This window comes from Streptomyces sp. TRM68367 (assembly GCF_014495685.1).
Taxonomy (GTDB): Bacteria; Actinomycetota; Actinomycetes; order Streptomycetales; family Streptomycetaceae; genus Streptomyces.
Map to the genome: position 1 here is coordinate 1 of NZ_JACTVI010000047.1, position 15,213 is coordinate 15,213.

16 protein-coding genes are annotated in these 15,213 nt (G+C 67.1%); 12 read left to right on the forward strand and 4 right to left on the reverse strand.

Going from position 1 to position 15,213, the window contains the following annotated elements; translation table 11 throughout:
- The first annotated feature begins 202 nt into the window (after nt 1–202).
- Both H8R17_RS26475 and H8R17_RS26480 read left to right on the forward strand, forming a co-directional pair.
- On the forward strand, nt 203–1,051 hold the full coding sequence (locus tag H8R17_RS26475; protein WP_187825718.1) for an IS5 family transposase: 849 nt from the start codon (nt 203–205) through the stop codon (nt 1,049–1,051).
- Nucleotides 1,048–1,446 (forward strand): hypothetical protein, encoded by a 399-nt coding sequence (locus tag H8R17_RS26480; protein WP_187825719.1) that lies wholly within the window; start codon nt 1,048–1,050, stop codon nt 1,444–1,446. The genes H8R17_RS26475 and H8R17_RS26480 overlap by 4 nt, the downstream gene beginning before the upstream one ends.
- A 73-nt stretch (nt 1,447–1,519) precedes the next feature.
- On the opposite strand, the gene H8R17_RS26485 is transcribed toward H8R17_RS26480, so the two are convergent.
- Entirely contained in the window at nt 1,520–2,230 is a 711-nt protein-coding gene (locus tag H8R17_RS26485; RefSeq protein WP_187825720.1) for a hypothetical protein, read from the reverse strand.
- Between the two features lie 334 nt (nt 2,231–2,564).
- Between H8R17_RS26485 and H8R17_RS26490 the strand changes: the two genes are divergently transcribed.
- A complete protein-coding gene (locus tag H8R17_RS26490) occupies nt 2,565–3,596 on the forward strand; it encodes a DUF6615 family protein (protein ID WP_187825721.1) in 1,032 nt (343 codons plus the stop codon).
- Nucleotides 3,597–3,692: 96 nt separating this feature from the next.
- Here H8R17_RS26490 and H8R17_RS26495 read toward each other — a convergent pair whose 3' ends face one another.
- From H8R17_RS26495 to H8R17_RS47405, 3 genes are read right to left on the reverse strand one after another with little or no spacing between them, the layout of a single operon-like run.
- Complete coding sequence (locus H8R17_RS26495; RefSeq protein ID WP_187825722.1) at nt 3,693–3,881, reverse strand: hypothetical protein; 189 nt, start codon at nt 3,879–3,881, stop codon at nt 3,693–3,695.
- A gap of 24 nt (nt 3,882–3,905) precedes the next feature.
- Nucleotides 3,906–4,694 carry a hypothetical protein gene (locus tag H8R17_RS26500; protein ID WP_187825723.1) on the reverse strand — a complete coding sequence of 263 codons (789 nt, stop codon included), beginning with the start codon at nt 4,692–4,694 and terminating at the stop codon, nt 3,906–3,908.
- Complete coding sequence (locus H8R17_RS47405) at nt 4,691–5,881, reverse strand: C40 family peptidase (protein WP_262505521.1); 1,191 nt, start codon at nt 5,879–5,881, stop codon at nt 4,691–4,693. The genes H8R17_RS26500 and H8R17_RS47405 overlap by 4 nt, the downstream gene beginning before the upstream one ends.
- 427 nt (nt 5,882–6,308) lie before the next feature.
- On the opposite strand from H8R17_RS47405, the gene H8R17_RS47410 reads away from it, so the two are divergent.
- From H8R17_RS47410 to H8R17_RS26550, 9 genes are all read left to right on the forward strand, one after another.
- Nucleotides 6,309–6,632, forward strand: coding sequence for a hypothetical protein (locus tag H8R17_RS47410; protein ID WP_262505522.1), 324 nt, complete (start codon nt 6,309–6,311; stop codon nt 6,630–6,632).
- Nucleotides 6,632–7,435, forward strand: a complete 804-nt coding sequence (locus H8R17_RS45820) for a hypothetical protein (protein WP_223125488.1) — start codon at nt 6,632–6,634, stop codon at nt 7,433–7,435. Before H8R17_RS47410 ends, H8R17_RS45820 begins: the two co-directional genes overlap by 1 nt.
- The gene (locus tag H8R17_RS26520) at nt 7,425–8,972 is read left to right on the forward strand and encodes a hypothetical protein (protein ID WP_187825724.1); all 1,548 of its coding nucleotides are present in this window, start codon (nt 7,425–7,427) and stop codon (nt 8,970–8,972) included. The genes H8R17_RS45820 and H8R17_RS26520 overlap by 11 nt, the downstream gene beginning before the upstream one ends.
- A gap of 31 nt (nt 8,973–9,003) precedes the next feature.
- Complete coding sequence (locus H8R17_RS26525; protein ID WP_316959540.1) at nt 9,004–10,503, forward strand: SCO6880 family protein; 1,500 nt, start codon at nt 9,004–9,006, stop codon at nt 10,501–10,503.
- A 2-nt stretch (nt 10,504–10,505) separates the two neighbouring features.
- Entirely contained in the window at nt 10,506–11,882 is a 1,377-nt protein-coding gene (locus tag H8R17_RS26530; RefSeq protein WP_262505523.1) for an ATP/GTP-binding protein, read from the forward strand.
- Nucleotides 11,879–13,696, forward strand: a complete 1,818-nt coding sequence (locus tag H8R17_RS26535; RefSeq protein WP_187825725.1) for a type IV secretory system conjugative DNA transfer family protein — start codon at nt 11,879–11,881, stop codon at nt 13,694–13,696. Before H8R17_RS26530 ends, H8R17_RS26535 begins: the two co-directional genes overlap by 4 nt.
- A complete protein-coding gene (locus tag H8R17_RS26540) occupies nt 13,689–14,297 on the forward strand; it encodes a hypothetical protein (RefSeq protein WP_187825726.1) in 609 nt (202 codons plus the stop codon). The genes H8R17_RS26535 and H8R17_RS26540 overlap by 8 nt, the downstream gene beginning before the upstream one ends.
- A 22-nt stretch (nt 14,298–14,319) precedes the next feature.
- Nucleotides 14,320–14,646 (forward strand): hypothetical protein, encoded by a 327-nt coding sequence (locus H8R17_RS26545; protein WP_187825727.1) that lies wholly within the window; start codon nt 14,320–14,322, stop codon nt 14,644–14,646.
- A 289-nt stretch (nt 14,647–14,935) separates the two neighbouring features.
- Entirely contained in the window at nt 14,936–15,208 is a 273-nt protein-coding gene (locus H8R17_RS26550) for a hypothetical protein (protein ID WP_187825728.1), read from the forward strand.
- Nucleotides 15,209–15,213: the final 5 nt, after the last annotated feature.

Consider the following 15,213-nt stretch of genomic DNA (forward strand, 5'->3'; position numbering starts at 1 on the left):
CCCCAGCGACCTCGCCAGCTACGTCATGCACGCGACATCCCAGGCCGCCGAGCACGACACGCCCCACTAATTCATCGACAGGCCCATGTCGCCCTCTTAGTGGGCGGTTCGTGAGTCTTTGAGTGGTTCTGGTGTCGCCTGATGGTGTGGCGGCAGGGCGGAATCTGCCGGTCCACGGGTGCTGATCTGGTGATGTGACCGGGTGAGTGAACGCAAGCTGTACCCGAGTGACTTGTCGGACGGGCAGTGGTCGTTGATCGAGCCGGTGATCACCGCGTGGAAGGACCGGCATCGCTCGGTCAGCGGCCATCAGGGCGCCTACGACATGCGGGAGATCGTGAACGCGATCCTCTACCAGGGGCGGACCGGCTGCCAGTGGGCTTATCTCCCGCACGACCTGCCGCCCAAGAGCGCGACCTACTACTACTTCGCCGCATGGCGGGACGACGGCACTGATCATGTCATCCATGAACTCCTGCGCTGCCAGGTCCGGGAGCGCGCCCGCCGATTAGAGGACCCGACCCTGGTGGTGCTGGACACCCAGAGTGTCCACGTGGCCGCCGGGGTCCCTGCCGCCACGACCGGTCACGATCCGGCCAAGCGGGTGCCCGGCCGCAAGCGGGGTCTTGCCGTGGACGTCCTCGGCCTGGTCATCGCGGTCGTCGTCCTCGCTGCGAACACCCACGACAACGCCGCGGGCATCGCCTTGCTGGACCAGGTCGCCGAGCACGCCGGCGGAAGCGTCCGCAAAGCCCTGGTCGACCAGGGCTTCAAGAACCAGGTCGTCATGCACGGCGCCAGCCTGGGGATTGACGTCGAGATCGTCACACGCGACCCACAGGTCAAGGGGTTCGTGCCGCAGCCGAAGCGGTGGAGGGTCGAGCAGACCTACGGGATCCTGATACTGCACCGGCGCCTGGTCCGTGACTACGAGCACCGCCCTTCCTCCTCCGCCTCGCGCGTCTACTGGGCGATGACCCACGTCATGACCCGACGCCTCACCGGCGCGAACGCCCCCACCTGGCGCGAGGCACAGGCGGCGGCAGCGTGAACCTCCGACCCCTGCTCGATGCCCTGGACCTCCAGGAAGAAGCCGCCCGGGCCCTGGCCGACGACCTCCGCGCACAGATCCACGACCTGCAGACCCGGCTGCGGGAAGCCGAGACACACCTGGAGCACCTCGCGATCACCCGCACGACCGTCACCGGCCTCACCGACCGGCTCCCGGCCGGCCCGCCGGAGCTGCCCGAGCACCCGGACTACCCCCGTATCCTGGCCGCCTTCCACCAGACGACCGGACCGCTACGGGCCAAGGACGTCTGCGAAGCCCTCGGCCATGAACTGCTGCCGAAGAACGTCGAAGGCACCCGCGCCAAACTGAAACGCCTGGTCAAACTCGGGATCCTCACCGAGGCCGACACCGGCAACTTCGCGAGAAAGCCGTAGCCGACGCAACCCCCCACCAGCGACCTTGCTCCAACCTCAGCCGGAAACAGACATCACCTCACGAACCGCCCACTTAGAGGCCGGGTACCAGTTCCACCGAGCCTGCCGAGAAGTGAAAGCACAGATTGCCGAACACGGTTTCGGGGCGCGGCTCGGTTTCGCTGCCGTGGTGGTATTCGAGCACGGCGCTCGTCAGGTACTCGCGGGTCCGGTGCCAGTCCAGCAGCTCCTCCTTGGCCACCGACGTGGCCCACCCGGGGAGGTCCGGACCGGTCTGGACCGAGTAGAGCAGGACGTCTAGGGCGTCGTACCACTCGGCGAGCTGAGCACGATGATGCCGTACCAGCTTGTCGACGCCCCCGGCCCCATCCTTGGCCGCCACCGCGCGTAGATCCTCGCCTTGGAGGCAGGATTCGCGTGCCTTATACCTTCTGTTCACATATCTGGCGTACTGCAGCCGAGACTCCGGCGGAATCCGCGCACCCTCGCGACTTCCCCAACCGGCCTGGAAGTAGTCCGCGTGCCAGGTCGGCACGTCCGACCGCGGCATCAGCCGCACTTCGGCATCTCCGTCGGTCACCGTATGGACTGCGTTGCCGACCCGACACCACGAGGCGTCATCGGCGAAGCACTCACGCAGCGTTTCCCTCAGTTCATCCAAGTCACCGCCAAACCCGCGTACCAGCGCGACCGACGCACTGGCGACAGGCAGATCGGCGAATGAAACGCCCAGGGCGGTGATGTCGAGTCGGTCCTCGGGCACTTGGATCTCCACCATCGTCATGACCGGAGCGTCGCGCACCCCAGGATGGTCGGATCGGCGACACACTTACAGGTCACCCGTCCGCACCGGGTAGGGCTCGCTCACGTCTGCCGGGATCGAGGGAGGGCGGGCCTGTCGGCTATTCGGCGCCGACCTCGTAGGGGCCGAATGTCCGCCGACGCCCCGACCGGAATAGTCGGGAGCGCCGATGTCTTGTAACTGGTCGTCAGCGGCCCGCTGCGTCCTTGGCGTGGGCCTTGTCGAGGTGAAGGTCGACGAGGGCCGGAGAGTCGGAGATGACGTCCGGTTTCTCGACCGCTTCGTACGCTTCATGTCGGTGGCCTTTGGTTAGCTGATGCCCATGATCGGACACGCATTTCCCCTGCCGAGCACCGCCCCCCAGGCGGGTCAGCAGTCTTCGCTGTGCGAGGTGCTGATGTGGATAGCCGGCGACACCTTCCACTGGCTGCACAACGGCCATCACCGCTACCCCCCTGCGGCCGGTGAGGAGAGCTTCACCGACATGAACATCCGGCACTTGCGTCAGTTCGTCGGCGACCGGGTCAAGGTGTTTCAGTTCACCAAGGACCAGGAGCGTCAGAACGGTGCCGACTGGGAGATGTGGATCCATAACCGCACTCATGGGGTCGGTCTGCGGATCCAGGCCAAGAAGGCGTCGAAGCAGAGCCGGTACCCCTTCAGCTACACAGTCGGGAAACAGAACGTGTACCAGTGCGACCTGCTCGTCCAGCACGCGCTGGCCGTCGGGTGCGTGCCCGTCTACTTGCTGTACAACCACTGGGATTGGGGCGGCGGGGGCGAGGAGGAAGCGGCTCGGGCAGGGCTTCTATGCGGTCACGTCGCCGCTGACGGGTCACACCATGGATGCACGCTGCTGTCGGCGTATCGCGTGCAGAGCGAGGTCGGCAGGAAGACAGGCGGGCGCAATGTGCGTCACAAAGTTCTGTGGGCGGAATCGCTGCCTTGGAACAGGGTGCTGTGCGACCGTCGTGGTGCCGCCAACGCATCGCCCTCCCGTTCCGGCAGCGAGATCGTGAGTGACGTATTCGCCGCCGTCAAAGGGTTGACGCTCGTGGGCATGGACTGTTCACCGGCATACTCGGCGGGATCAACTCCCGGACACGGCGCCAGAGAGAACGTTGCCCACGCCCAAACCCCGGACGTGGATCGTGACGATGACGCTCCCGCCATCTTGCGTGGTGGTCCTCACCGGTTGCCGCCCCATGTGCTCCGGCTCCTCGAAGCCCATGAGGCGGAACCGCCGGCCCCGCCGGTGCCCACTGTGGCGACCGTGTTGGTGGACGTCAGCGACGACCGAGCGCAGACGCCCCCCAACTGGTTCGAGAGCTGTGTCCGCTACCGGTAGCGGTACTAAGAGCAGCACGAGCAGGCTCACGCAGCTGGATTACTCCGTCGGACCTTGCACTCGGGGGACAGGGTCGGAGGCACGACTTGGTGCAGATCAGTAGCCGTTGCGCCGACCGCGTCGCCAGGCCCAGATTCCGCCAACGGCCGCTATGCCAAGGGCCTGGAACGCAGTGCCCATGCCGCCAGGGGCGCCAGCGACCTTCGACGCAGCGAGGATTCCGGTGACTATGAGGGCGTACGGCAGGAGGAAGATGATGAGGCGGCCGTTACGTATGGGATTCATGCGTCAAGTATGCGCATTTGTCCGCTAGTTGGCCAGGACAATCCTCTGTGCCCGCCGATTGATGGCCTGAACTGCCGAGTCGCCGTTTGGGATGGCGATGTCCTGAAGGAGCTTGACGATATGCGGGACGGAGGCCTTCGCGTCCTCGGGCTGAAGCCGACACCAGCAGCTCAGTGCGTTGCCGACGGCGCGGACGGTGGAGCCATGCTGTGGCCCGACGTGGAGGTGCCACGAGCGAGCCATGAAGATCCAAATCTGCAGGCCGTATCGGTAGTCCTGGGCAAGCCAGGCGATGTCACCGCGTACGAGGCCGACTGCCAGGGTGTAAAGGTGGCTAGGGCCGTACTGGGTGGACAACTCGGCGAGTAGCTGATCGGCATCGTGGGCGGCTTCCCTGAAGCGGTCCTGGTTGGCGGTTGCGCATGCGGCAGCGAGCCGTCCGCGGTAGGGCTCAGGCAGTGGCTCATACGGCCGGTCCGCTGGTATGGGATCCGCGGTGTGCGGCGATGGGGGAGGTGTCGGCCTGACGGTCGGCTGAGGCAGGTTTGGGTTGTTGAGGGCCTGCGCCTCGCCGTTCAAGGGATGGCTCGTGCCGTCGGTGTTGACCTGGATCGATGTCGTGTACTGGGCCTGCTCGTCTTGGATCACTGCGCGGAGCGGCATTTCCAGCGCGGCAGCCTCCAACTGGAGGTGGGCTAGGACGGCTTCGTTGAGGGTGACGCCGGGGGGTGGGGTGAAGTACTCCTCGTCTATGAAACAGATCCCATCAGAGGTGATCCGAACCTGCACTGCATCGGGAGGTATTGCGTTCACTGCTGGCCCACCTTGTCCGAGAGAAGCGGGATGGTGCTGATTCCGCCGGCGCTCGGGAAGCTCGGCTCGGCCCATCCGCGGTACCGCAGCCGCCAAGCGCCGTTCGTGAGCTCTTTCCGCGGAACGATCGCGATCTTGCCTTGGCGCGGGTAGTCGTCCCCGACGTCGTTGCTGGCGACCTGATCGTTGCCCAGGTAAAGGGCGACGTGCCCCGCTGACTCGCCGGTGTCGTAGAAGAGCAAGGCTCCTGGGGGTGGTGACATGTTGCCGGGGTGAGCGAGCCCTGCGTCCACGAGCCGGTTCCAGTGAACGTTGGCGGTTGCGGATCCGGAGGAGCCCCAGCCGTAGGCCCGAGCCACGAAGTTGTCGCACATCCGGTACCAGCCTGTCTCGCCCGCCTCATTTCGGGCGCTGGCAATCGCCTGAGCAACTGTCCGCGGATTCTTGACCTTGAACTTGGCGTTGGGGTCCTTGCCGCCGGAGGCGGCAGGGTCCTCGCAGCCCGTGCTGATCGACGTCACGGCGTGGGTTCCCCAGGTCTTGGCCACGAGCGAGCCGGCTGCTGACTCCCATTTGGCGTACTCATTCCGGTACTTCTCTTCAGGCCGTTGGACGCTCGCGGCAACCTTGGGCAGGGGCTTCTTCTGCCAGTTGTCTATCTTGACGAGTTGGTCGTAGAACTTCCCGGCCGCGTACACGGGATCGGTGAGTTCATTGACGGTGCCCCAGCCCTGTGAGTGCCGCTGCTGGAAGAGTCCAACGCTGTCCAGGTGGCCGTGATGCAGGTTGTCGAGCGTGCTCTCCTGCATAGCAACCGCCACGGCGATGACCGCCGCCCGAGGCGAAAGGTGTCGCGTGCGGGCGACGTTGGTGATGGTGCCTGCGTTGCGTACCTGCCGAGCGCTCCACTTCGCGCTCTCCTGCGTGCCTTCTGGGTTTAGCGGCACGGTCACCTGGGTTTCGCTGGCTTCCTGCGTGCCGTCGAACTTGGGGGCTTCCCCTCCCGTGCCAGCTCCGCTCTCCCCGTCTCCAACTGGCTGGAGGCCTGTCTGGCAGGTGTTGGCGTTGGCTTCGGTCGTGGCACCACTGACCGCGAGAACACAGAGCGAGAGCACCGAGGCACCTGCCGCGGCGATGCCCACGGCCGTCTTCGCTAGCCCATTCATCCGACCCTCGGTAATAAACATGTGTTGACGGCAATGAGGTCAGTGAACAGCACTCGCGAAGTAAGAGCCACCCGCGTTGAGGTTCTGTGAGGTCACCTAGGGGCAAACGTGTCGCGGATGTCGCAACGCCGGGTCGCAGTCATCCGCTAGCCCTTGAGGGGTTTAAGGGGCCCCCCTCGAACGTGATCCCGTGCTGTGTGGAACATGCCGAAAGCTCAACTGGCCTGCAAGGTAACGGAATCTTTAGGGCTACTGGGGCGAGCCCGGGATGGATCCGTCGTCCGAACATGACGTCCGGTTCGGGGTGTCGCTCAGGGTGCACTCCTGGCGCTGGGCGGTCGTCTCTCAATCTGTAAACGCTTGTTGTCAACTTTGTGTGTATGTACCTTCCACGTCACGGCCCGGGTTCGGGCCTGCCTCCGAAACGAGGGTGGAAGGGAGTCGGGGGATGCCCGTTTCGCAACACCTGGTGGATCTTGCTGCGAGTGGTGACATCGGCACCCTCGTGAACGGGCTGTCCCCGGACTGGGGTCCATTCGGGCAGCTGGGGACAACTGGACGGACAGTGATCCAAGCCCTGATGGCCGGCGTCGTGCTCGTGCTGCTGGGCCGCGCGATCCTCGGCGCCGTGCATCTGAAGGTCGGCGAAGGTCAGCACGACGTGGCCCAGGTCAGTAAGGGCAAAAAGGAGATCGCCGGCAGCCTCGTCGGGGCCTTCGTTGTCGCCTCGATAGGGACAATCTTCACGATCGTGTATGGGATGGGCATCTGATGGCCCGCCAGAGCGCCCCCGGCAGGGGTACGCGAGTCCTGGTCGACGAGACCCCGACGGTCCCTAAGAGCGGCAAGCCCTGGTGGCGCGGGATGGCCGTCACCGGAGCGATCTTCCTCGCGCTGGTCATCCTCGCCGTGTTTATGAGGCTGTCCGGCGGAGGCAGCGGATCGACGTCCGACGGCTCGCCTGATAGCCAGAGCCAGACCGCACCAGCGGAGAGGGACACCACCGGCGGGGACACCAAGAGCACAGCGAAGAAGCTCGTCAACGGTGTCCCGGTCGGCTACACCCACAACCAGGCCGGCGCCGTTCAGGCAGCAGTGAACTACCAGGTCGCACGATCGTCTGCCGCCTACTTCACCGATGACAAGGCCCGGCACGCGACTCTCGCCGCGATGATGACCAGCCAGGCGCTGGACCGGCAGATCCGCAACGACGACACCGGGATGCAGCAGGTCCTCACATCCCTGGGCGTCACCAGCGGCAGCGAGGACGAACTGGTCGCACGCGGTGCGGCGATGGGCACCCGGGTCACCACGTACACCGATCAGGTGGCCACCGTCGAGGTGTGGATGACCGGCCTCATCGGCGTCACGGACAGCAACGCTCCGATGCCCGTCTCCGCGTCGTGGACCACGTACACGCTGACGCTGCAGTGGCAGTCCGGTGACTGGAAGCTGTCCGCGATCACGTCTGTCAACGGTCCGACCCCCTTGGACGCCGGAAGCGACAGCCCCACCAGCGTCGACGAGTTCCGCACGGCAGATCGGGAGTTCAATGCGCCCCCGTATGTCGGCTGAGGCCCAGCAGCGGGTGCGGACCCGGCTCGTCTGGATCACCGGATTGACCGCCACGCTGAGCATCATGCTCGCCCCGGGCCAGGCCCAGGCGAACGACTTCTCCGACTGGTCCTGCAAGAACATCCCGTTCGCGGACAAGGTCTGCAACGTCGTCGAGAAGACGAACCAGGCGATCGACTTCGCGAGCGACCCCATGGGGTACATCGCCCAGTTCTTCAACAACGCCGTGACCAGCATCTTCACCCAGATGATGAAGGCTTTGGGCTCGACCACGCGGATCGACTGGCAAGACCCCGGGTTCCTCAGGACCTACACCATGGCCTTCGCCGCCTCCACGGTGCTGACCGTGATCCTGTGGCTGGTCGCCGTGGCCAAGAGGGCGATTCAGGGGGTGCAGCCGCTCCAGGCGCTCGGGGAGTCGATCGGTTTCCTCCTCATGTCGGTGCTGGTCTCCGCCTTCGCGCCGCTGGCGGTCGCCTACACCGTGCGGGTCTTCGACGAGGCCGCGGAGACGATGCTCAAGCCGGTGGCGGGAGACGCCGCCGACATGGTCGTCACCGTCACGACGGCAATGCTCGCGCTGATGCAGATCCCCGGCGGCGCGATCATCGTGATCTTCTTCTCCCTCGCGCTGCTGTCGGCCGTGGCCGGCGTGTGGCTGGAGCTCATCGTCCGCAACGCGCTGATCCTGTCGGGATTGGTCTTCGGACCGACCGTGTTCAGCGGACTGGTCGACCGTGACCTGTGGGGGCACACCAAACGCTGGTGCGGCGTGATGGCCGCGATCATCGCCTCGAAGTACGTCACCTTCACCGTCCTCGCGCTCGCCACGGGCACGCTCGCCTCCGACTCCCCGAATCCCAGCCTGGCGCAGTCCTTCGCCACGGTCTTCACCGCGCTCGCGCTGCTGTTCCTCGCCCTCTACATGCCCTTCCAGCTCTCGAAGTTCTTGCCTGCTTTCGGGGACGAGGTGCGCGACATGTACGCGGCCCGCGACGACCTCAAGGGCCGGGCCAAGAACGTCGGCAGCCAGGTGGGCGACTCCTACGGAGAACTCAAGTCGCGCATGGGCGGTGGTGGTGGTGACGGCGGCGGATCCGGCGGTGACGGCGACGGCGGGGAGGCCGAGGCTGCGGACGGCGATGCCCTGAGCGGTGGAGGCGGCGAGGAGGCCGCCGAGGCGGGGGCGGCCGAGGGCGCAGCTGCTGCGACCGGTGTGGGTGCGGCGGCCGTTGCCGCGAAGGAGGGGGTCGACGAGACCAAGGACGAGGCCGAAGCCGCAGTGGAGCGCGGTGTCGACGGGGCAACCGCCGGTCTCGACTCCGATGGTTCCTCGGGTGCTTCGTCGGCGGGCGGCGACTCCGACAGCGGGGGCGGTCACACCTCCGGCGGGGCTCCCGGAAGCGCTCCCGATGCCGCAGCCCTGGACAGCGTGACGGCCGGTGGGGGGCCGGTGGATGAGGAAGGCCCGCAGTCCTGGCCGCCGGAGCCCCCGGACGAGCCGGAACCGCCGCCGCCGGACGAGGAGATGCGCTGATGCCCGTCCCGTCGCACGCCCAGGAGTAGTTGTGGCTCGTACCTTCACCTATCCGCGGCCGAGGCCGCGAGGCCTGCTCGGCCGCAAGCTCGAAGCCGATGAGCAGCTCGTCTTGGGAGCGGGCTTCGTCGGCGGACTCCTCGCTGCCGGGATCCTCGGCGGCATCCTGCTGAAGATCGTCGGCTTCGTGCTGATCGCGGGAACCTGTGCCTGGGCCACTCTGGCGCCGCACAAGGGGCGCACCTACGTCCGGTGGTTCGAGATCAACCGGACTTACAAGAAGCTGCTGCGCGACGGCTCGCTGTTGTACAGGTCCAGGGCGCCGTACGCCGGCCGGTACGCGGACGGCCGCCGCGTCCCCATCGACGTCCCGGTCGGCGTTCCCCGGAACATGCAGTGGATCACAGCCCGCACCGCGTTCGGCGAGATCGCGATCGTGCTGCAGCCGGACGAGCTGATGTTCACGGCCGCCGTCGAGGTCGAGGGCCAGCGCGACTTCGGCAGCCTCGACACCGCGGACAAGGAGGCCCTGATCCGGGCCTATGAGCACCTGCTGAAGACCACGGCCGACAGCGGCGGGCGGATCCGCCGCCTTCAGTGGATCAGCCGGGTCATTCCCACCGACCCCAACGCCCACGCCCGGGACGCCGCCGAGCGCCGGGACAAGAACAGCCCGACGGCGCTGCAGCAGTCCTACGACGAGCTGATCCGGCGCGTCGCCGTCACCGCGGAAGACCGCCGGCTGCTGCTCGTGGTGGGCATCCCCTACACCCCCGACCTGGTCGCCGAGGCCCGCCGCTACAACACCCTCCACGAGGGCTACGCGATCACGCTCGGGCAGGAGATCGAGAGCTTCATCCGGACGCTGGGACGCGGACAACTGCGCCACGTCCGCAACCTCGACGAAGCCGGTCTCGCCTCCTACCTGCACCACTCCTACGACCCCAGTCACTGGATCGACGACACCGCCGGGATGGACCGGGTCACCTGCTGGCCCGCCGTCCTCGATGCCCGCAACAAGAAGTACATGGCCTCCCGCAGTTGGGAGACCGCCGAGGACAACTGGTACTCGATGACCGCCTGGGTGAAGGAACTTCCCGTCCTCCCGGTCGGCATCAACTTCCTCGCACCCGTCCTGCTCTACGTCCAGGACATCATCCTGTCGGTGTCCGTGGTCATGGACCTCGTCAGCACGGACCAGGCGATCACCGAGGCGATGGCGGACGCCACGAACGAGCTGGGCCAGGCGGACAAGAAGGCCGGTCGCATCGAGGACCCGCGGGAGCAGAAGGCCCAGAGCGCCTCGATACGCACCATGCGGGATATCGCCGACGGCGCGGCGGGCACGCGGCTCACGGCCTGGATCACCGTCACCTCGCCCACCCTCGACGCCCTGCGCCGGGACGCCGACACGGTCCGCGCCGGCGCCACCCGCGCCGGACTGCGCATGGAGTGGTGCGACGCCGAGCACCACCGGGCCTTCGCCAACACCCTGCCCTTCACCGCCGGACTGCTGAAGGAAGGGCGGTAGCGATGCTGGAGATGCTGCGGCGCCAGACGCAGACCCGGCGACGGGCCGTCCGCTCGACCACCAGCCACGCCTGCGGTCTCTACCCGGCGGTCGGCGCAGCCAGCATGGACCCCCGCGGCGTGATCATCGGCCGGGAGGCCTACAGCGGCAAGGCCTACATCTACGACCCCTTCGTCCTCTACAACCCGCAGGCCCGTGTCCGGCTCGCCAGCGGACACGCACTGATCCTGGGAAAGAGCGGATACGGCAAGTCCGCGCTGGAGAAGACCTACGTCCTGCGCCAACTGCGCTTCAAGGACAGGAACTTCGCGATCCTGGACGCGCAGGGCGAGGACGGCGCGGGCGAATGGGACGGCATCGCACAGCAGTTGGGCATCACGCCGATCCGGCTCGTCTACGGCGCGGGGGACGGCGGCGAAGGGGTGCGGATCAACCCGCTCGATCCGCGGATCCCGGCCGAGCACCAGTTCAAGGTCCTCGTGTCCATGATGGAGATCCTCACCGGCACGCTCACCTCGCAGACCAAGTTCGCCCTGGCCGAGGCCCACAAAACGGCGACCGCCGCCGCCCGCAAGCAGCAGCGCGTGGCGATCCTCTCCGACGTCCTGGACGCACTCACCGCCCCGCAGCCGACCCTCCTCGGGCAACAGCCGGTCACACCCGAGGAGTTGACGGAGTGGGGCCAGCCGGCAGCCCTGGCCCTGGACTCGCTGTGCAACCCCAGCCGGGACCTGGCGGGCATGTTCGACGGCCCGACCACCGAAGGGATCGATCTCGACGCCCGGTTGATCATCTTCGATCTCACGAAGCTGCCCCGCGAGGGCGAGGCCATGCCCCTGCTGATGGCGGTCATCGGGCCCTGGCTGAGGTTCGGATGGATCAAGCCGGACGACCGGATCAAAAGGACTCTGATCGTCGAGGAGGCCTGGCACATCCTCTCCCACCGGCCGGTCGCGCGGCTCTTTGAGGAGCTGGTCCGCTACGGCCGACGCCTGGGACTGTCCTTCTGGGCGGTACTGCACCACCTCGGGGATCTGCTGCTGGAGCAGGCCCCGGAAGCGGCGGCCATCCTGAAATTGACGGCAACCCGGGTTCTGTACCACATGGACCGGGACGAGGCCGAGACCACCGCCGACTACCTGGGACTTCCCGACTGGGCGCGCAAAGCGCTGGCGGACGGGTCCAACGTGTGCGCGCCCGGACGGGCCATCTGGCAGGTGGGCTCGCGAATCAACCTTGTGGAACATATACGGACAAGGTTGGAGATTCGTCTCACGGACACCAACCGCCGGATGTCCGAGGGCCCGCGCGAGTCCGCAGACCGCCACGGCCACGCCTCGGCCCCGATTATCCCCCTCCACAAGGGGGCCGCGGCATGATGCCGAAAGCCGCCACCCCGAAGACCGCGGCACGCCTGCGCCTCGGGCGCGACACAGTGTGGATCATCCCGCTGATCGCGGCGTTTGTGCTCACCGCACTGCTGTGGCTGACCGCGCTGATGTCCGGAGCCCTGGCTCACGGACGGCCCGCGTCCATCACCTGGGACTCGGCGGGCAAGGCGGTCACCGCGGTCTTCCGGCACCCCGGTGACCCCTCGGCGGCCTGGCCGCGGGACGCAGGTGTGGCCGGTCCCTTCGTGTTCTGGCCCACCTTCCTCGTGCTGCTCGCCGCAGCCGTGTGGGGCACGTGGAAGACGTACTGGTGGTGGAAGCACCGGGGTGCCGACGGCGCCGATGGGATGGCCACCCGGGCCCAGTTGGAGAAGGCCATGGGCGAGCCGCAGGCCCTGTCCCGCGCCGGATCCCTGCGTCCCGCACTCGCCGAACAGAACCCCAAGGCCATCACCATCCGCGACGTCGCCGTCTACATCGGAAGCGCCGACCCCACGGACATCCCTCTGTGGATCACGATCGAGGAATCGATGATCCTGGTCGCCCCGCCGCGCGAGGGGAAGACCTCCCAGATCATCCTCCCGGAGATCCTCGAATTCCGTGGAACGGTCCTCGCCACCAGCAGCAAGACCGACGTCCTCTACAACACGGCACTTCTGCGGCAAGAACACGGTCCCGTCTGGGTTCTGGACCCCACGGGACTGTCCGGCTGGCCGAATCAGCTGCGCTGGCCCTTGACCGCAGGATGCGAGGAGTACCAGGTCGCGCGAAAGCGGGCCGAGACCCTCGCGGCAACCACCAAAAGTGAAGAAGGGACAAAGAATGGCGGTTATTTCGCGCTCAACGCGAAAACCCTTATTACCTGCTGGCTGCATGCCGCAGCCCTGCACAAGCGTCCGGTTCTCGACGTGCTGGCCTGGGCGACGGACCCGGACAACCGCGAGGCGGTCGACCTGCTGGCGGCGAAGGGCAAGCACCTCCTCGCCGCCGCGCTGGCCGGTCAGCACGCGGCGGCCGAGGAGGAACGTTCCGCCACCTGGAGGACCGCGGAGCAGAGTTTCATCGCGCTCTATGACGAGAAGGTCGCGGAGATCTTCGCTCCCCAGGGGGACGTGGAGGTCTTCGACATCGAGACCTACCTGCGGCGGTCCGGAACCCTGTTCCTGATCGGTGAGGACGAAGAGGGAAGCGCCTTGGCCCCGCTGAACGCGGCTTTCGCCAAAGCGATGTTCGACACTGCCAAGAGGGTTGCCGCCCGCAGTCCCAACGGCCGTCTGCCGATTCCGCTGGGCTGTTTCCTGGACGAGCTGGCCAACGTCGCGCCATTGCCGGAAATACCGAGCCTGATGAGCGTCAGCGGGTCGCAGAACATTTTCATCATGGCCGTGCTGCAGGGCTATGCCCAGGCCGAGGAGCGCTGGGGCGCCCTGGGGGTCCGGAAAATGTTCGCCAGCGGCACTGTGAAGGTTTTCCTGGGCGGTATCTCGGATCCCGAGGAGCTGAAGTCCTACAGCTCTCTCGCGGGTGAATTCGACGAGGACGTGGAGACCGTCTCCGACGACGGGGACCGGGTCTCGGTGTCCACGTCGGTCCGTCGTCGAGCGGTCGTTGAGCCGGCCACGATCCGGATGATCCCGGAACGCGGCGGGATGGTGTTCCACCGCCGCACCCCCGCCACCCTCGTGACGTTCGTCCGGGCCCACGAGGGGCCGCGGGCGGCGGAGATCAAGGATGCCACGCGCCGGGCGCACGAGATGGTCGAGGACCGCGTCCGCCTGGAGAAGGCGGGCGGCCATGGCTAGCGGCTTCGAGGACATCTTCGCCGAACTCACCAACATCAACGCAGAGCAGGTCCTGCTCAGCGAGCGCGTCAAGTTGCTGGAGGAGCAGCTGTCGGCCACCGGTACGTCCGGCGACGGGGACGCGGACGGCGAGCGGGAGCGCCCGGCCGGCGAGCCGGTGCGGTGGCACGAACTTGCCGCCGAGCAACATGCCGTGCTCTGGCCGCAGTTCGTGTCCTGGGTGATCTGGGCGGCCGACCGCTACGAGATGACCACCGATCAATTGCCGCGCCAGTGCTGGTGGAAACACGGCGCGGTCGTCGAGGAACTCACCGCCTTGTGGACGTCCCACGAGTCGGCGTACGCGAGCGGGGAGGACGGCGGCTCGGCGCCCTACCTGTGGCAGGACGCCCTCGCCCGTGCCCTGGAGCGCTTGGGCCGGTTCTGGCTCGGCTCCTGCCGCAACGGCCAGCACAAGGCCCGCCACCGCGATGCCGTCTGGAGCGGAGATGCCGAATACCTGGCCGTCCTCCTGGCCGCCGGAAACCGCGAGACCGACGGCAATCCCCTCGGGCCGAGCCACGTGGAGCCGCCGGAAGACGACGAGGACGGCAGTGCATGACGACACCACACGGGAGCCCATCATGATCATGAACAGGTACGGGCGCACGGCCTTCACCTACTGGCGAGAGCATCTGCCGCACCGGTACGGGACGCTGCCGGATCCCCTGGCCTACTTCACCCAACTCGGGATCGCGGTCGAGCGGCAGGCCGGGGAACTGCGCGACGCGATGGTCCTCGCCGGAACGCCCGCCGACGGCGAGACGGAAGAACAGCGGTCCCACCGGATCGCCTGTGTCGGGGACGAAGCCGACCGGGTCGTTCTCCACGAGTTGACACGCCCACCCGCCGCGTTCCCGGACGGCACCATCCCCGTCCGCGGCATCGCCGTGCCGTCGTCCCCCTCCTAGCCACCGGCCCGCCAGCCGCACGCGCCCCGCGGCTCTGGGCCCCCATCCACGCATCTGCCTTTCGCACCCTGGGAGCAGGCGTTGAGTACACCGCAGCCGCCCGCCGACGACCATCCGACCAACAACGCCGACGGCTTTCTGCCCGGCCTGGACTTCGACGCCCAGGCGCTTCGGGGGCCGGGCCGAGCCCCAGCACGCCCGGATGATCCGTTGGCGGGAGAGGATGAGACGGGGCGCCCCGCCCCGTCCACCAGGTCCAACAGTGCTGAGCAGGCAGGAGAGTTCGACCATGAACCGGTACGGCGAGCAGGCGATGACGCACTGGAAGGAGCACAAGCCCCAGGCGTTCGGGGAGCTGGAGAACCCGGAGGAGTTCTTCACAGCACTCGGGGAGGAGATCTCGACGGAGATCGAGACGCGAGCCCGGGAACTGGCGGGTCAGGAGCCGGACGGGGAGGGATACCTGCAGCGCCTGCAGCGCCTGAACACCTCCCGTTTGACGGCGGAGGGCGAAGTGCTGCGGGAGAGGGTGCTCCTGGACGTGGAGCCGGATCAGGAGTAGCACAG

Coding starts and splice junctions, on each gene's coding strand:
- H8R17_RS26535 (WP_187825725.1), top strand. CDS start 11,879: ATGATGCCGAAAGCCGCCACCCCGAAGACCGCGGCACGCCTGCGCCTC.
- H8R17_RS47405 (WP_262505521.1), bottom strand. CDS start 5,881: ATGTTTATTACCGAGGGTCGGATGAATGGGCTAGCGAAGACGGCCGTG.
- H8R17_RS26530 (WP_262505523.1), top strand. CDS start 10,506: ATGCTGGAGATGCTGCGGCGCCAGACGCAGACCCGGCGACGGGCCGTC.
- H8R17_RS26545 (WP_187825727.1), top strand. CDS start 14,320: ATGATCATGAACAGGTACGGGCGCACGGCCTTCACCTACTGGCGAGAG.
- H8R17_RS26485 (WP_187825720.1), bottom strand. CDS start 2,230: ATGACGATGGTGGAGATCCAAGTGCCCGAGGACCGACTCGACATCACC.
- H8R17_RS47410 (WP_262505522.1), top strand. CDS start 6,309: ATGCCCGTTTCGCAACACCTGGTGGATCTTGCTGCGAGTGGTGACATC.
- H8R17_RS26520 (WP_187825724.1), top strand. CDS start 7,425: ATGTCGGCTGAGGCCCAGCAGCGGGTGCGGACCCGGCTCGTCTGGATC.
- H8R17_RS26490 (WP_187825721.1), top strand. CDS start 2,565: ATGCCCATGATCGGACACGCATTTCCCCTGCCGAGCACCGCCCCCCAG.
- H8R17_RS26550 (WP_187825728.1), top strand. CDS start 14,936: ATGAACCGGTACGGCGAGCAGGCGATGACGCACTGGAAGGAGCACAAG.
- H8R17_RS26540 (WP_187825726.1), top strand. CDS start 13,689: ATGGCTAGCGGCTTCGAGGACATCTTCGCCGAACTCACCAACATCAAC.
- H8R17_RS45820 (WP_223125488.1), top strand. CDS start 6,632: ATGGCCCGCCAGAGCGCCCCCGGCAGGGGTACGCGAGTCCTGGTCGAC.
- H8R17_RS26495 (WP_187825722.1), bottom strand. CDS start 3,881: ATGAATCCCATACGTAACGGCCGCCTCATCATCTTCCTCCTGCCGTAC.